At 72.2% G+C, this 14,268-nt stretch carries 14 protein-coding genes; 12 read left to right on the top strand and 2 right to left on the bottom strand.

All coding sequences use genetic code 11. From position 1 onward, the window contains the following. The first annotated feature begins 11 nt into the window (after positions 1–11). From CFP66_RS29075 to CFP66_RS29030, 10 genes are all read left to right on the top strand, one after another. Positions 12–1,352: a salicylate synthase gene (locus CFP66_RS29075; RefSeq protein ID WP_094928392.1), complete on the top strand. Its 1,341-nt coding sequence runs from the start codon at positions 12–14 to the stop codon at positions 1,350–1,352. Then, positions 1,349–2,959 (top strand): (2,3-dihydroxybenzoyl)adenylate synthase, encoded by a 1,611-nt coding sequence (locus CFP66_RS29070; protein ID WP_094928391.1) that lies wholly within the window; start codon positions 1,349–1,351, stop codon positions 2,957–2,959. The genes CFP66_RS29075 and CFP66_RS29070 overlap by 4 nt, the downstream gene beginning before the upstream one ends. Next, the gene (locus CFP66_RS29065) at positions 2,956–3,792 is read left to right on the top strand and encodes an alpha/beta fold hydrolase (protein WP_094928390.1); all 837 of its coding nucleotides are present in this window, start codon (positions 2,956–2,958) and stop codon (positions 3,790–3,792) included. Before CFP66_RS29070 ends, CFP66_RS29065 begins: the two co-directional genes overlap by 4 nt. Before the next feature lie 32 nt (positions 3,793–3,824). Further along, entirely contained in the window at positions 3,825–5,126 is a 1,302-nt protein-coding gene (locus CFP66_RS29060) for a lysine N(6)-hydroxylase/L-ornithine N(5)-oxygenase family protein (RefSeq protein ID WP_233159803.1), read from the top strand. A 299-nt stretch (positions 5,127–5,425) separates the two neighbouring features. Beyond that, positions 5,426–6,061, top strand: a complete 636-nt coding sequence (locus tag CFP66_RS29055) for an NADPH-dependent F420 reductase (RefSeq protein ID WP_094928388.1) — start codon at positions 5,426–5,428, stop codon at positions 6,059–6,061. 40 nt (positions 6,062–6,101) lie between these two features. Further along, positions 6,102–7,004 (top strand): TIGR03619 family F420-dependent LLM class oxidoreductase, encoded by a 903-nt coding sequence (locus CFP66_RS29050; RefSeq protein ID WP_094928387.1) that lies wholly within the window; start codon positions 6,102–6,104, stop codon positions 7,002–7,004. 40 nt (positions 7,005–7,044) lie between these two features. Further along, complete coding sequence (locus CFP66_RS29045; protein ID WP_094928386.1) at positions 7,045–7,668, top strand: NADPH-dependent F420 reductase; 624 nt, start codon at positions 7,045–7,047, stop codon at positions 7,666–7,668. Between the two features lie 35 nt (positions 7,669–7,703). Then, positions 7,704–8,666, top strand: coding sequence for an SDR family oxidoreductase (locus CFP66_RS29040; protein WP_094928385.1), 963 nt, complete (start codon positions 7,704–7,706; stop codon positions 8,664–8,666). Between the two features lie 40 nt (positions 8,667–8,706). Continuing rightward, complete coding sequence (locus tag CFP66_RS29035) at positions 8,707–9,375, top strand: NADPH-dependent F420 reductase (protein ID WP_233159801.1); 669 nt, start codon at positions 8,707–8,709, stop codon at positions 9,373–9,375. A 59-nt stretch (positions 9,376–9,434) separates the two neighbouring features. Beyond that, on the top strand, positions 9,435–10,568 hold the full coding sequence (locus CFP66_RS29030; RefSeq protein ID WP_198961731.1) for an epoxide hydrolase family protein: 1,134 nt from the start codon (positions 9,435–9,437) through the stop codon (positions 10,566–10,568). Between the two features lie 40 nt (positions 10,569–10,608). Here CFP66_RS29030 and CFP66_RS29025 read toward each other — a convergent pair whose 3' ends face one another. After that, positions 10,609–11,442: a CPBP family intramembrane glutamic endopeptidase gene (locus tag CFP66_RS29025; RefSeq protein WP_094928383.1), complete on the bottom strand. Its 834-nt coding sequence runs from the start codon at positions 11,440–11,442 to the stop codon at positions 10,609–10,611. A 174-nt stretch (positions 11,443–11,616) separates the two neighbouring features. Continuing rightward, the gene (locus tag CFP66_RS29020; RefSeq protein ID WP_094928382.1) at positions 11,617–13,011 is read right to left on the bottom strand and encodes an RNA polymerase sigma factor; all 1,395 of its coding nucleotides are present in this window, start codon (positions 13,009–13,011) and stop codon (positions 11,617–11,619) included. Between the two features lie 29 nt (positions 13,012–13,040). Between CFP66_RS29020 and CFP66_RS48080 the strand changes: the two genes are divergently transcribed. Both CFP66_RS48080 and CFP66_RS29015 read left to right on the top strand, forming a co-directional pair. Then, on the top strand, positions 13,041–13,184 hold the full coding sequence (locus CFP66_RS48080; protein ID WP_158228261.1) for a hypothetical protein: 144 nt from the start codon (positions 13,041–13,043) through the stop codon (positions 13,182–13,184). Between the two features lie 121 nt (positions 13,185–13,305). Then, positions 13,306–14,220, top strand: a complete 915-nt coding sequence (locus CFP66_RS29015; protein ID WP_094928381.1) for an inositol monophosphatase family protein — start codon at positions 13,306–13,308, stop codon at positions 14,218–14,220. Positions 14,221–14,268 lie beyond the last annotated feature (48 nt).

Here is a 14,268-nt window from a genome sequence, read left to right as displayed (position 1 = left end):
GGAGATCGAGCATGTCCACAGCAACAGAGCAGAGCGGTGCACGCACCGGGCCCGCCGCCCCCGATCCCGTCGCAGCCGGCGCCGCGCTGGCCCGTGACTGCGAGGCGCGGTCCGCGCCGTACGTCCTCTACGAACGCGACGGCGAGGTGCTGTTCGCCGCCGGGGTGCGCGCCGAGATCGTGCTCGACCGTTCCGGGCTGCACGTGCACTCCGGCGGCCGGACCCGCACCGAAGCCCTGACCGACCGGCCGCTCGACCAGGTCGCCGCGGCCCTGGCCGCACACGGCGAGCCCGGGTGGCGCGCCTACGGGTGGGCCGCGTTCGAGCTCGGGCACCTGCTGCACGGTCTCCCGACACCGGACAGGACGGGTGCGCTGCTGCACCTGCTGCTCCCCGACCGGGAGGCCCGCCTCGGGGACGGCCCGCCGCAGCTGCGCGTCGCCGACCCCGCAGCCCGCGCGGCCTGGGAGGCGACCCTCGCCGCGCCGCCGGTTCCGGCAGGAGCAGCGGTGGCGGTCGACGAGGTGACGGACACGACCGGCTACCGCTCGGCCGTCGCGGCGGCCGTCCGCGAGATCCACGAGGCGCGGTTCCGCAAGGTGATCCTCTCCCGGACGGTGCCGGTGGACGGTGCCGTCGACCTGGTCGCGACCTACGAGGCGGGCCGGCGGGGCAACAACCCCGCCCGGTCGTTCCTGCTGCGCCTCGGCGGTCTCGCCGCGGCCGGGTTCAGCCCCGAGACGGTGGTGGAGGTCGCTGCCGACGGCACGTTCTCCACCCAGCCGCTCGCCGGCACCCGCGCGCTGTCCGGGGACCGCGAGACCGACAGCGCGCTGCACGAGGAGCTGCGCAACGACCCGAAGGAGATCTACGAGCACGCCGTGTCCGTGCAGCTGGCCCAGGACGAGGTCGCCGCGGTCAGCGTGCCCGGCTCCGTCGTCGTCGAGGACTTCATGCGGGTCGTCCTGCGCGGCAGCGTGCAGCACCTCGCGTCCCGCGTCCGGGGACGGCTGCGCCCCGGGGTCTCCTCCTGGGACGCCTTCGCCCGGCTGTTCCCCTCGGTCACCGCCTCGGGCCTGCCCAAGGCCCCGGCGTTCGCGGCGATCGGGCGCCACGAGGACGGCCCGCGCGGCCTCTACGCAGGCGCCGTGCTCACCGTGGACCACGCGGGCGCCCTGGACGCCGCCCTGGTGCTGCGCTCGGTCTACCAGCGCGACGGCCTGACCTGGTTGCGCGCGGGCGCCGGCATCGTCGCGCAGTCCAGCCCCGAGCGGGAGCTCGAGGAGACGCGGGAGAAGCTGCGCAGCGTCAGCCGGTTCCTGGTCGGTCCCGGGCCGGTGGTGACGGCGTGACCGCCCCGCTGCTGGACGGCGCCCTCGGGTGGCCCGAAGACCTGGTTGAGCGCTATGTGCGGGAGGGGTACTGGCGCGCCGAGACGCTCGGCGGGCTGCTGCGCGAGTGGGCTGACCGGCACGCGGGCGCGACCGCCGTCGTCTCCGGGGACGAGCGGATCACCTACGCCGAGCTGGACCGCCGCGCCGACGCACGGGCCCGTGGCCTGCGCGCCCTCGGGCTGGTGCCCGGGGACCGGGCGGTGGTGCACCTGCCCAACACCGCCGAGTTCGTGGTCACGCTCTTCGGGCTGCTGCGCATCGGCGTGATCCCGGTGCTCGCGCTTCCGGCGCACCGGGCCTCCGAGATCGAGCACTTCGCCCGTCTGGCCGACGCCGTGGCCTACATCGGCCCCGACGTGCACGACGGCTTCGACCACCGCGACCTCGGCCGCGCCGTCGCCCGCGCGGTGCCCTCGGTGCACCACGTGCTGGTGGACGGCGAACCCGTCGCCGGGACCACCGCGCTCTCCGACCTGCCCGACGGCGATGCCGGCGCCTTCCCCGAGGTCGACCCGGCCCAGGTCGCGCTGCTGCTCGTCTCCGGCGGCACCACGGGCAAGCCCAAGCTCATCCCGCGCACGCACCGCGACTACGCCTACAACGCCCGCGCGAGCGCCGAGGTCTGCGGGCTGCGCGCCGAGGACGTCTACCTGGCCTGCCTGCCGCTCGCCCACAACTTCCCGCTCGCCTGCCCCGGCATGCTCGGCGCGTTCGGGGTGGGCGCCACCGTGGTACTCGCCCCGGTGCCGAGCCCGGACGTGACCCTCGCGCTCGTGGAGGCGGAGCGGGTGACCGTCACCGCCGTGGTGCCGCCCCTGCTGCGGCTGTGGGTCGACCTGGTCCCGGCGCCGCTGCCGAGCCTGCGGCTCGTGCAGGTCGGCGGGGCCAAGTGCGACGAGACGCTGGCCCGCCGGGTGCGCCCTGCGCTCGGGTGCGCGGTGCAGCAGGTGTTCGGGATGGCCGAGGGACTGCTCAACTTCACCCGCCTCGACGACCCCGACGACCTGGTCGCGGTGTGCCAGGGACGGCCGCTCTGCCCCGCCGACGAGGTCCGCGTCGTCGACCGCCGCGGCGCCGACGTCGCGCCGGGCGAGCGGGGGGAGCTGTGGACCCGCGGGCCGTACACGATCCGCGGCTACTACCGGGCCCGCGAGCACGACCCCGTGGCCTTCACTCCGGACGGCTTCTACCGCACCGGCGACCTCGTCCGCCGGTTGCCCACCGGGCACCTCGTCGTCGAGGGCCGGGTGAAGGACGTCGTCAACCGCGGCGGGGAGAACGTCTCGGCCTCGGTGCTGGAGGAGCACCTGCTGGCGCATCCCGCGATCGCCGCCGCGGCCGTCGTGGGGCTCCCGGACGACGACCTCGGCGAGGCCGTCTGCGCCGCCCTCGTCCCGGCGGCGGGCGCGACCGTCCCGAGGGGGCGGCAGCTGCGCGCCTTCCTCGCCGAACGCGGCCTCGCGCGCTTCATGTACCCGGACCGCGTCGTCGTCCGCGACGTCCTGCCGCTCACCGCCGTCGGCAAGATCGACAAACGGGCGCTCGCCGAGGAGCTGCGGTCATGACGTTCGTGACGCGCGACGGCGTCCGGATCGCCTACGACGACTGGGCCCCGCCCGGCGGTCCCGGCCCGCTCGTCGTGATGGTGATGGGCACCGGCAGCCCCGGCCGCGTCTGGCAGACCCACCAGGTGCCGGCGCTGCGCGCGGCCGGACACCGGGTCGTCACGCTGGACAACCGGGGCGCCGGGGCCAGCGACGAGTGCGCCGCGGGCTTCACCATCGACGACATGGTCGGCGACGTCGCCGCGCTCGTGGAGCACCTCGACGCCGGACCGGCCGCCGTGGTCGGCACGTCGCTGGGCGCGCGGATCGTCGTCGAGCTCGCGCTGGCCCGCCCGGACCTCGTCACACGGGCTGTCGCGCTGGCCGCGCACGCCCGGCTGGAGCCCGTGCAGCGGGCCTTCACCGCAGGCGAGATCGCGCTGGCCGACGAGAAGATCGTGCCGCCGCCGGACCACCACGCCGCCGTCTCCGCCGTGCAGTACCTCTCCCCGGCCACGCTGCGCGACGAGCGGGCCGCCCAGGACTGGCTCGACGTGGTCGCCTTCCGCGGCGCGGCGATCGGGCCCGGCCACCGCGCGCAGCTCGCGGTGTCGCTGGCGCTGACCGACCGGCGCGCGGCCTACCGCGACGTCGCGGTGCCGCTGCTCGTCGTCGGGTTCGCCGACGACGCCACGATCCCGCCACACCTGTCCCGGGAGGTGGCCGACGCCGTGCCCGGAGCCCGCTACGTGGAGATCCCCGACGCGGGCCACTACGGCTACCTGGAACGCCCCGACGCGGTCAACCGGGTCCTGCTCGAGTTCCTCGCCACCACGTCACGGCACACCCCATGACCCAGCCCCCTGCACGAGAGGATCTCGCTCCGGTGTCCCTCACCGCTCCGCCGCCCACCCCTGTCCTCGACGTCGTGGGGGTCGGCTTCGGCCCGGCCAACCTGGGACTCGCCATCGCCGTCGCCGAGCGCAACGCCGCCGCGGGCCCGGGGGAGCGGCCGATCTCGGCGTACTTCCTCGAGCGCCAGGAGGCGTTCGGGTGGCACCGCGGGATGCTCATCCCGGACGCCCGCATGCAGGTCGCGTTCCTCAAGGACCTGGCCACCCTGCGCAACCCCACCAGCAGCTTCGGATTCGTCAACTACCTCGCCGAGCGGGGCCGGCTCGTCGACTTCGTCAACCGGCAGTCGTTCTTCCCCACCCGCCTGGAGTTCCACGACTACCTGTCCTGGGCCGCCGCCCGGTTCGACGACGACGTCGCCTACGGGACGCTCGTCGAGAAGATCGAGCCGCTGGAGGGCGGGCTGCTCGCCGTCACCGCACGGCGCGGCGGGGAACCGCTGCGCGTCGTCGCCCGGGCCGTCGTGATCGCCACCGGTCTCACGCCCGTGCTGCCCGACGGCATCGAGGCGGGCGAGCGGATCTGGCACAACAGCCGGCTGGTGCCGAACGTGGCGAAGCTGGCCACCGGCCCGGCGCCGCGGCGCTTCGTCGTGGTCGGGGCCGGGCAGAGCGCCGCCGAGAGCGTCGACTACCTGCACCGCAGCTTCCCCGACGCCGACGTCCACGCGGTGTTCCAGCGCTGGGGGTACAGCCCGGCCGACGACAGCGCCTTCGCCAACCGCGTGTTCGATCCCGACGCCGTCCACGAGTTCTTCGACAGCCCGGCGGAGGTCCGCCTGCGCGTCACCGCCCTGCACCGCAACACCAACTACTCCGTGGTCGACCCGGATCTCATCGAGGCCCTGTACGAGAGGCACTACGCCGAGCGCGTCGACGGCCGCGAGCGGCTCCGGTTCGACAAGATGTGTTCGGTCGAGGCCTGCGAGGACCGGCGTGACGACGTCCGCGTGCGCATCCGGAGCGCGCTCGACGGCACCACGAGGGACGTCGAAGCCGACGTCGTCGTCTACGCGACCGGCTACCGGTCCGGTGACCCGGCGCGGTTCCTCACCGGACTCGCCGCCCGCCGCGACGACCGCGGCCGGGCGCGGATCACGCAGGACTACCGGCTCGAACTCGAAGGATCCGACGTGCCGATCTACGTGCAGGGTGCCACCGAGCACACCCACGGACTGGCGTCGACCCTGCTGTCCAACGTCGCCGTGCGCAGCGGCGACATCCTCGCCTCTCTCGAGAGCAGGCTCGACCGGACGCCTCCGACCGCCTCCTGACGGCACCCATCCCGCACCTTGGAGCCACACCGCTGTTCTCAGCGCCGAAAGTCAGCACCAAGGCTCCAAGGTGCTTCCTGGGGGAGCTCGGTCCGGCAATGCCTCTAGGGCATCGCCATGGCTGAAACAGGTCTTGGACACCCGCTCGGGCTGATGGCATCGTTCTTGGGGCCGAGGGAACTCGGTGCAGGAATTCGGGATCGGTATTCGATGGCCCGTTCCTCAGAACCCATTCACCGTGCAGACCGCTCCAGCTATGTCGACGACCTGCGCCTCGAGAACAGGAAGAGTGCACAGTCATGAGCAGCATCACGTTCATCGGTGCGGGGAACATGGCCCGCACGATCGGCACGCTCGCGGTGGCGGGCGGCAACAGCGTCGAGATCATGGCACGCGATCAGTCCAAGGCCGATGACCTGGCCGACGTTCTGGGCGGCGGCGCGACGGCAGGTAAGTGGGGCGCCGTCCCGGCCGGGGACCTCGTCATCACGGCCCTGTTGTACGCCGGTGTCGTTCCGACCGTCGCCGAGTACGGGGACGCCCTCGCAGGCAAGATCATCATCGACATCAGCAACCCCTTCAACGCCACGGGCGACGGGCTGGCCCACAGCGAGGAGACCTCGATCGCGCAGGAGGTCGCCAAGATCGCCCCGGCCGGCGCCAGTGTTTTCAAGGCCTTCAACACCATCTTCCGTGACGTCCTGGCGCAGGGCCGGCCCGACGTCTTCTTCGCCGGCGACGACCCGCAGGCCAAGGCGGACGTGGCGGCATTCATCGAGAGCCTCGGACTGCGCCCGCTCGACGTCGGCGGCCTGAAGATGGCGCACTGGCTGGAAGGAGCGGGCGTGCTCACGGTAGGCCTCGCGGGCAACGGGATCGGCCACGGGAACTTCGCCATGGGCGTCAACGAATTCACGGACCGACCCCTGCGCTGAGTAGTCGGCGAAATAAAACCGCCTGAGGAGGCGCATCACCATGCAGCTCGGTTCCATGATTCCCGTTGTCGGGCCCTCCGTCGGCGACGCCTCCGCCCTGAGCGCTTTCGTCCGCGGACTCGAGGACCTCGGCTACGACGCCCTGTGGGTCGGCGACCGCCTGGTCACGCCGGTTGATGTGGGCAGCGACTATCTGGCCCGAGGGCCGCAGATGTCGCGCTCCTTCGATCCGATGCTGCTGTTGACCGTCGCCGCGGCGGCGACCAGCCGGGTACGCCTGAACACCAGCACGCTCAGCACGTTCTACTACGAGCCGCCGCACCTGGCCCGGCAGCTGACCACGCTCGACGTGCTCAGTGACGGCCGCCTCGGCGTCGGTGTGGGGCTGGGGTGGATGAAGCAGGAGTACGACGTGGCCCGCAACGCGGACTGGCTGCGGCGCGGCAAGATGCTCGATGACGTGCTGGCGTTCCTGCACACGTGGTGGACGACCAGTCCCGTGTCCTGGAACAGCGAGTTCTTCACCATGCCACCGGTCCACGCCGGCCTCCGCCCGGTCCAGCCGGGCGGGCCGCCCATCTGGATCGGCGGAGCCAGCGAGGCCGCGATGCGCCGGGTCGGCCGCAGCGGGGTCGGCTGGCTCGGGGTCGAAGGGCCGGCGCCCGCCGCGTCGATCAGCAGCCAGGACGAGGGGGCCGGCCGCCTGTGGTCGGTCGCGCGCCGAGCGGCGCAGGACGCCGGCCGCGATCCCGACGCACTGAAGACGGCCATGCGGATCAACCTCGACCCGGGCACGTCCGTCGACTCGGTCGCGGACCAGCTGAAGCGATACGCCGACTCCGGTGTTGACGAGGCGTACTTCGATGCCTTCGCGATGTTCACCAGCCTTGACCAGCTGCTCGACTTCGCCGGCCAGGTGATCGAGCGTACCGGCCGGTTGTGACCACCGAAGACACGACCACGTCAGGAAGAGAGCACTCACCATGAGCAGCATCAGTTTCATCGGACTGGGTGGAATGGCCCACGCCATCGCCGCACGCGCGGTCGCGGGCGGCCACTCGGTCGAACTCATCGGCCGCGACCCGGCCAAGGCCAAGGGCCTGGCCGCCGAACTCGGCGTCGGGACCACGGTGGGGACCTTCGGCACCGTCCCCGTGGGCGACATCGTCGTCCTGGCCGTGCCGTACGCCGGCGCCGTGCAGGTCGTCGCCCGGTACGGGGACGCACTGGCCGGCAAGGTCATCATCGACATCTCCAACACCTTCAACGCCGACGCCACCGCGCTGGTCGTCCCTGATGGCACGTCCGGTGCACAGGAGATCGCCAAGGCGGTCCCGGCGAGCGCGCACGTCGTGAAGGCGTTCAACACCGTCTTCGGTCACGTCCTGGTCCAGGAGCGTCCGTTGGACGTGTTCTTCGCCGGAGATGACGCGCAGGCCAAGGCGAGCGTGTCGGCGTTCATCGAGAGCCTCGGACTGCGTCCCCTCGATGTCGGCGGCCTGGAGATGGCCCGCTGGCTGGAAGGGGTCGGGCCGCTGCTGATGGGCCTGGCCCGCCACGGCGCGGGGACCTTCGACGTCGCCCTCGGCGTCGACGTCCGCGGCTGAGCGCACACCCCGCACCATTGACAAGGAGCAGCAACGTGCACGTCTTCGTCACCGGCGGGACCGGCCATTCCGGTTCGCACATCATCCCCGAGCTCGTCGCCGCCGGGCACGAGGTCACCGGCCTGGCCCGGTCGGACACGGCCGCCACGATGCTGTCCGCGCTCGGCGCGAAGGTGCGCCGCGGCGACCTCCAGGACCTCGACGGGCTCAAGGAGGCGGCCGCCGACTCCCACGGCGTCATCCACGTCGCGCACAGGCAGGACCTGCTTCCGTCCGGCGGGATCGACGCCGTGGCCGCCGCCGAGCTCCCGATCGTGCTCGCGTACGGCGAGGCACTGGCGGGAACCGGGAAGCCGCTGGTCATAGCGGGGAGCATCGGCTCGCCCGGGAACGGGGGAGGGAACCTGGGCCGCCCGGCCACCGAGGACGACCTGGCCCTTCCCGTCGGCGACGAGCACAAGGGCACCCTCCGGGCCCGTAACGTCGTGGAGACCGCCGCGATCGGCCTCGCCGAGCGGGGAGTGCGGTCTTCCGTCGTGCGGATCGCCAACATCGCACACAGCACCTCCGACCGGGCCGGCTTCCTCCCCACGCTGATCGCCCTCGCGAAGGAGAAGGGCTTCGCCGGCTACCCCGGAGACGGCACGAACCAGTGGAACGCCGTGCACGCCCGTGACGCCGCGTCCTTGTTCCGCCTGGCGCTGGAGAAGGGCCCGGCCGGCAAGTACTGGCACGCCGTGGGGGACGGCGCCATCCCGGTCCGCGAGATCGCCGAGGCCATCGGCAGCCGCCTGGGTCTGCCCGCCCTGAGCGTGCCCCTGGACGAACTGATGCTGCCGGGATACTTCGGGTTCCTCGCGAACGTCGTCACGCAGAACTACCCGGCGTCCAACCTCATCACCCGCCGGACCCTGGGCTGGGAACCCGCTCAGCCCGGCCTGCTCGCCGATCTGGACAACGGTCACTACTTCCCGTCGGCCGACGTCCCCGCCATCTGAGGTCAGGGACCCATGCTCTTGTGAAGGGACGTTCGAGAACGTGACGACTGTGGGATTCATCGGAAGCGGATCCATCGGCGGCACCATCGCGCGGCTCGCCGTCGCGGCCGGCCACCAGGTCGTGCTCAGCAACTCGCGCGGTCCCGAGACGCTCGCGGACACGGTCGCGGAGCTGGGCCCGCGGGCGACCGCGGCGACGAGCGGGGAGGCCGCGGCGGCCGGTGGCATCGTCGTGGTCACGGTGCCGGTCACGGCCTTCCCCCACCTGCCCGCCGCGCCACTGGCGGGCAAGACGGTCATCGACACGTGCAACTACGGCCCCGAGCGTGACGGGCACATCCCCGAGCTCGACGGCACGTCGCTCACCTCGAGCGAGCTGCTGTCGCGGTACATCCCGGGCGCCGGGCTCGTGAAGGCGTTCAACACCATCTACTTCAAGCACCTGCTGTCACTCGCCCGCCCAGCGGGGGCGGCCGACCGCTCGTACCTGCCGATCGCCGGGGACTCCGGGTCGGCGAAGGCGGCGGTGACCGAGTTCATCGCATCCATCGGGTACGGCGTGGTGGACACGGGGCCGTTGGCCGACAGCTGGCGGCAGGCCACGGGCACGCCGGTGTGGGGGACCCCGTACGGGCCGTCCTCGAACGAGAAGGGCGAGCCGGCCGGCGAGGACGCCATCCGCGCGGCACTGGCCACCGCAACGCGGTAGCCAGGCGCTGTCGCACCGTGCGTGCGCACGACCAGCACGGGAGCACGACCAGGAGACACATGACCGACCACCAGCCGCTGAGCGCGGTGACCGATGCAGAACTCGACGACCTGCGCGCGCGGCTACGCGCCACCCGGTGGCCCACCCGGTGGCCCGTCGACGGCTGGGAAGCGGGCGCCGACACCACCGAGGTGCGCCGCCTGGCGGAGTACTGGGCAACAGGCTATGACTGGCGCACCCACGAGGCGCGGATCAACGCCCTGCCGCACCACACGGCCGCCATCGGCGGCGCGCCCGTCCATTACCTCCGGTTCGACGGCGAGCAGCCCGGCGCCCTGCCGATCGTCCTGACCCACGGCTGGCCCAGCACCTTCCTGGAGCTCACCGACCTCGCCCGGCGACTCGCGGAGCCGTCGAAGCACGGCGGCGACGCGTCCGACGCGTTCACGGTCATCGTCCCCTCGCTGCCCGGCTACGCGTTCTCACCGCAACGACCGACCCTCCCGCCGACGCTCCAGACCCACCAGGTCTGGCACCGGCTCATGCGGGACGAGCTCGGCTTCGACCGGTACGCCGCCCACGGCGGCGACCTGGGCGCGGGGATCACCTCGCGTCTGGGTGAGGCCTACCCGGCGTCGCTGGCCGGCATCCACCTGCTCGCCGTCGCCGCACCCCAGGAGTACGACGCCGCCGGCCTCACCCTGGACGAACAGGCCTACCTCGACCAGGTCGCCACCTGGAGCGCGGAGGAGGGCGGCTACCAGCACCAGCAGAACACCCGCCCGCTCACCCTGGCCCACGCTCTGTCCGACTCTCCGACCGGCCTGCTGGCCTGGATCGTCGAGAAGTACCGCGCCTGGAGCGAATCGGGCGGCGACCTGTCGTCCCGGTTCACCGACGACTTCGTCCTCACCCAGGCGTCGCTGTACTGGTTCACCGGCACGATCTCGACGTCGTTCCGGCCCTACTACGAGTACGCCCGCGGCCTGACCCGGCGCGTCGAAAAGGTCGAAGTGCCCACCGCAGTCGCCGTCTTCCCCGCCGACCTCACCCAGCCACCGCGCGCCTGGGCCGAACGCACCTACAACATCACCCGGTACACGTCGATGCCACGCGGCGGACACTTCGCCGCCCACGAAGAGCCCGAACTGCTCGCCGACGACATCACCGAGTTCTTCCGCCAACTGCGCTGAGACCGACCCTGCAGCAGGTCCAGGACCCGCCGGAGTTCGGTCACCGGGAGAGCCTGGCGGCCACGTCCGCCCGGGCCGAGCGACGGACGGGGACCACGTGACCACGCCGGTGGGCCAGCCACATGAACACGCCAGTGGCCAGCACGCCGAACACCACCGCGTAGATGCTGCCCTCCGGTCCGAAGTCGCCGCCCGTGACCAGCGCTGGACCCGACATCGTCGTGTCCAGCAGGCCCTGCGCGGTGTTGCTGCCGGACACCTCGGTGCTGAAGATGGCGCTCGCGGCGATGTTCCAGCCGAAGTGCAGACCGATCGGCACCCACAGCTTGCGGGTGGCGATGTACGCGGCGGTCAGCATCCCGCCTGCCTCGATGGCGATAGCGATGGCACCCCACACGGTGGCGTTCGCGTTGAGCAGGTGGATCAGGCCGAACAGCGAGCCGGTCAGCACGAGCGCGATCCAGGTTCCGGTCCAGCGCTCGACGTTCCGGAACAGGACACCGCGGAAGACCAGCTCCTCGGTGACGGCGGCGCCCGCCATGATGCCGAGCAGGGCGACGGCGCTCGCCGGCGTGCCCAGGCCGTTGATCGTGTAGTCACCGAAGAAGGCGATGTTCGCGATGACTGCCCCGAACAGCGCGATGCCGAGCAGCGTGCCCCAGCTGATCCCGGCACCTGCTCCCTTCAGCGACACCTCGACGGGGGCCCGGTGCTCGGTTCGCCGCACCACCCAGCCGTAGACCAGGACCCCGACGACGGCCGTCAGTAGGCCGGCGACGAGCGCCGGCCAGGGGTTGTCCTTCACCGCAGCCGTGCCCAGATTGCCGAGGATCCAGACCGCCGCAACCGCCAAGAGCTGCCACACCAGACGCACGATGACTCCTCTGTGAGAAGCCGCGGCGGGAGCGCCGCGGTCTACCTCGACAACATCGATTCGCCCGTCCGGAACCATCCCCGCACGGTGGACGACCGAGAGCGCCGTGCGACATGAGCAAAGGGCCTCTGACCTGCGTTTCCGCAGCTCAGAGGCCCTTTGGGGTGATCCTGCTCAGTCCAGGTAGTCGCGCAGCACCTGCGACCGCGACGGGTGGCGCAGCTTCGACATGGTCTTCGACTCGATCTGCCGGATCCGCTCGCGCGTGACCCCGTAGACCTGGCCGATCTCGTCGAGCGTGCGGGGCTGGCCGTCGGTGAGGCCGAACCGCAGCCGCACGACGCCGGCCTCGCGCTCGGACAGCGTGGCGAGCACCGACTGCAGCTGGTCCTGTAGCAGCGTGAAGCTCACCGCGTCGACCGCGACGACGGCTTCGGAGTCCTCGATGAAGTCGCCGAGCTGGCTGTCGCCCTCGTCACCGATGGTCTGGTCGAGCGAGATGGGCTCCCGGGCGTACTGCTGGATCTCCAGCACCTTCTCCGGGGTGATGTCCATCTCCTTGGCGAGCTCCTCCGGCGTGGGCTCGCGGCCCAGGTCCTGGAGCAGCTCGCGCTGGATGCGACCGAGCTTGTTGATGACCTCGACCATGTGCACCGGGATGCGGATGGTGCGGGCCTGGTCGGCCATCGCGCGGGTGATCGCCTGCCGGATCCACCAGGTGGCGTACGTGGAGAACTTGTAGCCCTTGGTGTAGTCGAACTTCTCGACCGCGCGGATCAGACCGAGGTTGCCCTCCTGGATCAGGTCCAGGAACGCCATGCCGCGGCCGGTGTAGCGCTTGGCCAGCGACACGACCAGGCGGAGGTTGGCCTCCAGCAGGTGGTTCTTGGCGCGCTCGCCGTCGCGGACGATCCAGCGCAGGTCGCGCCGCATCTGCGGCGACACCTTCTCGCCCGCGTCGATCGAACGGCGCATGCGCTCCGCGGCGTAGAGGCCGGCCTCGATCCGTTTGGCGAGCTCGACCTCCTCCTCCGCGTTGAGCAGCGCGACCTTGCCGATCTGCTTCAGGTAGGCGCGGACGGAGTCGGCCGAGGCGGTGAGCTCGGCGTCCTTGCGCGCCTGGCGCAGGGCCTCCGACTCCTCCTCGTCCCACACGAAGTCGCCCGACTGCTTCTGCTGCGAGCTGCGCGTGGTGGGGGCGCGACGGTTGGCGCCGGTGTTGGCCGGCTCCTCGTCGTCGTCCTCGTCGTCATCGTCGTCGGCCGCCTCGTCGGCGGTCTCCTCGGCAGCGATCTCGGTGTCGAGCTCGACGTCGACCTCTTCAAGCTCGACGGCCTCGGCGCCGTCCAGCTCGACCTCGCCGTCGACCTCGGTGGGCTCGCCGTCGGCGTCGCCCTTCTTGCCCTTGGTCGCCGGCTTGGCCTTCGCCGAGCCGCCCGCCCGGGACCGCGTGGGGCCGGTCTTGGCGGGTGCACCCGACCGCTTACCGGATCGGCGTGCGGGTGCGGGACCCGTCGTCGGGTCGTCGATCGACGGGTCGATGCGGGTTGCGGAGTCTGCGGCTGCCACTAGGCCCTCTCGCTACGGTGCGCTCTACGGTGCGCCGGGACCGTCTCAAGATCCGGCTGCAGGTGGAGATGTTGTCGGGATACCGCGCCGGAACGCCGTCCGTGGTGCTCGATGTGGTGGTGCTGGTGGTGCTCTCGGAGGCGATCCCGCATCGGGGTACCCGGTCATTGTAACTGCGTGTGCTTCCGTCGGCCGCGCTCCGCCCGTTCGCCTGGCGGGTCGTGTCTTCCGGCGTCCTCGCGGGCGGGTGTCCGTGCTCGCCGCGCCGCGCCCGATGAGCCGCGATGTGGTCGGATGGTGACCGTGAACGACGCCAGCCCGACCGCTCCGACCGCCACCGATCTGCCGCCCACCGGCACCACCGGCGGCGACCGGACCGAGCCCGCCGACCTGCGCCGCATCGCCGAGGCTCTCGTCCGCGAGGCGGCGGAGCACCTGAGCGGGCTGCCGCGGCCGTGGGACGAGCCCGGCGGTGCGGCCCCCGACGGCGTGGCGACGAAGAGCACCCCCACCGACGTCGTCACCGCGTCCGACCACGCACTGGAGGCGCTGATCCGCGAGCGGCTCGCCGAGCTGCGTCCCGACGACGCCGTGGTGGGGGAGGAGCACGGCAGCACGGCGGGGGAGTCGCGCACCATGTGGGTGGTCGACCCGATCGACGGCACGGTCAACTTCCTCTACGGCATGCCCTGGTACGCGATCTCGGTGGCCGCGGTGCGCGACGGCGCGTCGGTGGCGGGCGCGGTGTTCGAGCCCGCTGCCGGACGGCTCTGGAGCGCCGCGGTCGGCGCCGGGGCCACCTGTGACGGGCGCCCGCTGCGCGTGTCCGGCGCCACGGACCTGTCGCTCTCGCTGCTCGGTACCGGCTTCTCCTACCGGGCGGAGAGGCGCGTGCGGCAGGTCCGGATGGTCGGCGGCCTGCTGCCGCACGTCCGGGACGTGCGCCGCGCCGGAGCGGCCTCGCTGGACCTGTGCGCGGTGGCCGCAGGGTGGGTGGACGCCTACCTCGAGCACGGCACCAACTGGTGGGACTGGGCTGCGGCCGCCCTGATCGCCAGGGAGGCCGGCGCGGTGGTGCGTACCCCCGGCCCGACGGGCAGCGTCCCGCCCGACGACGGGCTGGGCGCCGACGCCCTCTTCGCGGCCACCCCGGCCATCGCCGAGGAGCTGGCGGCGCTGGCCCGCGAGCACGACGCCGACTCGGTCTGACGAACCACACCCCGAATCACATCCCGCACCTTGGAGCCTCACTGCTGT

Source organism: Pseudonocardia sp. MH-G8 (assembly GCF_002262885.1).
Classification (GTDB): Bacteria; Actinomycetota; Actinomycetes; order Mycobacteriales; family Pseudonocardiaceae; genus Pseudonocardia.
This window is presented reverse-complemented; position numbering and strand designations above follow the sequence as displayed.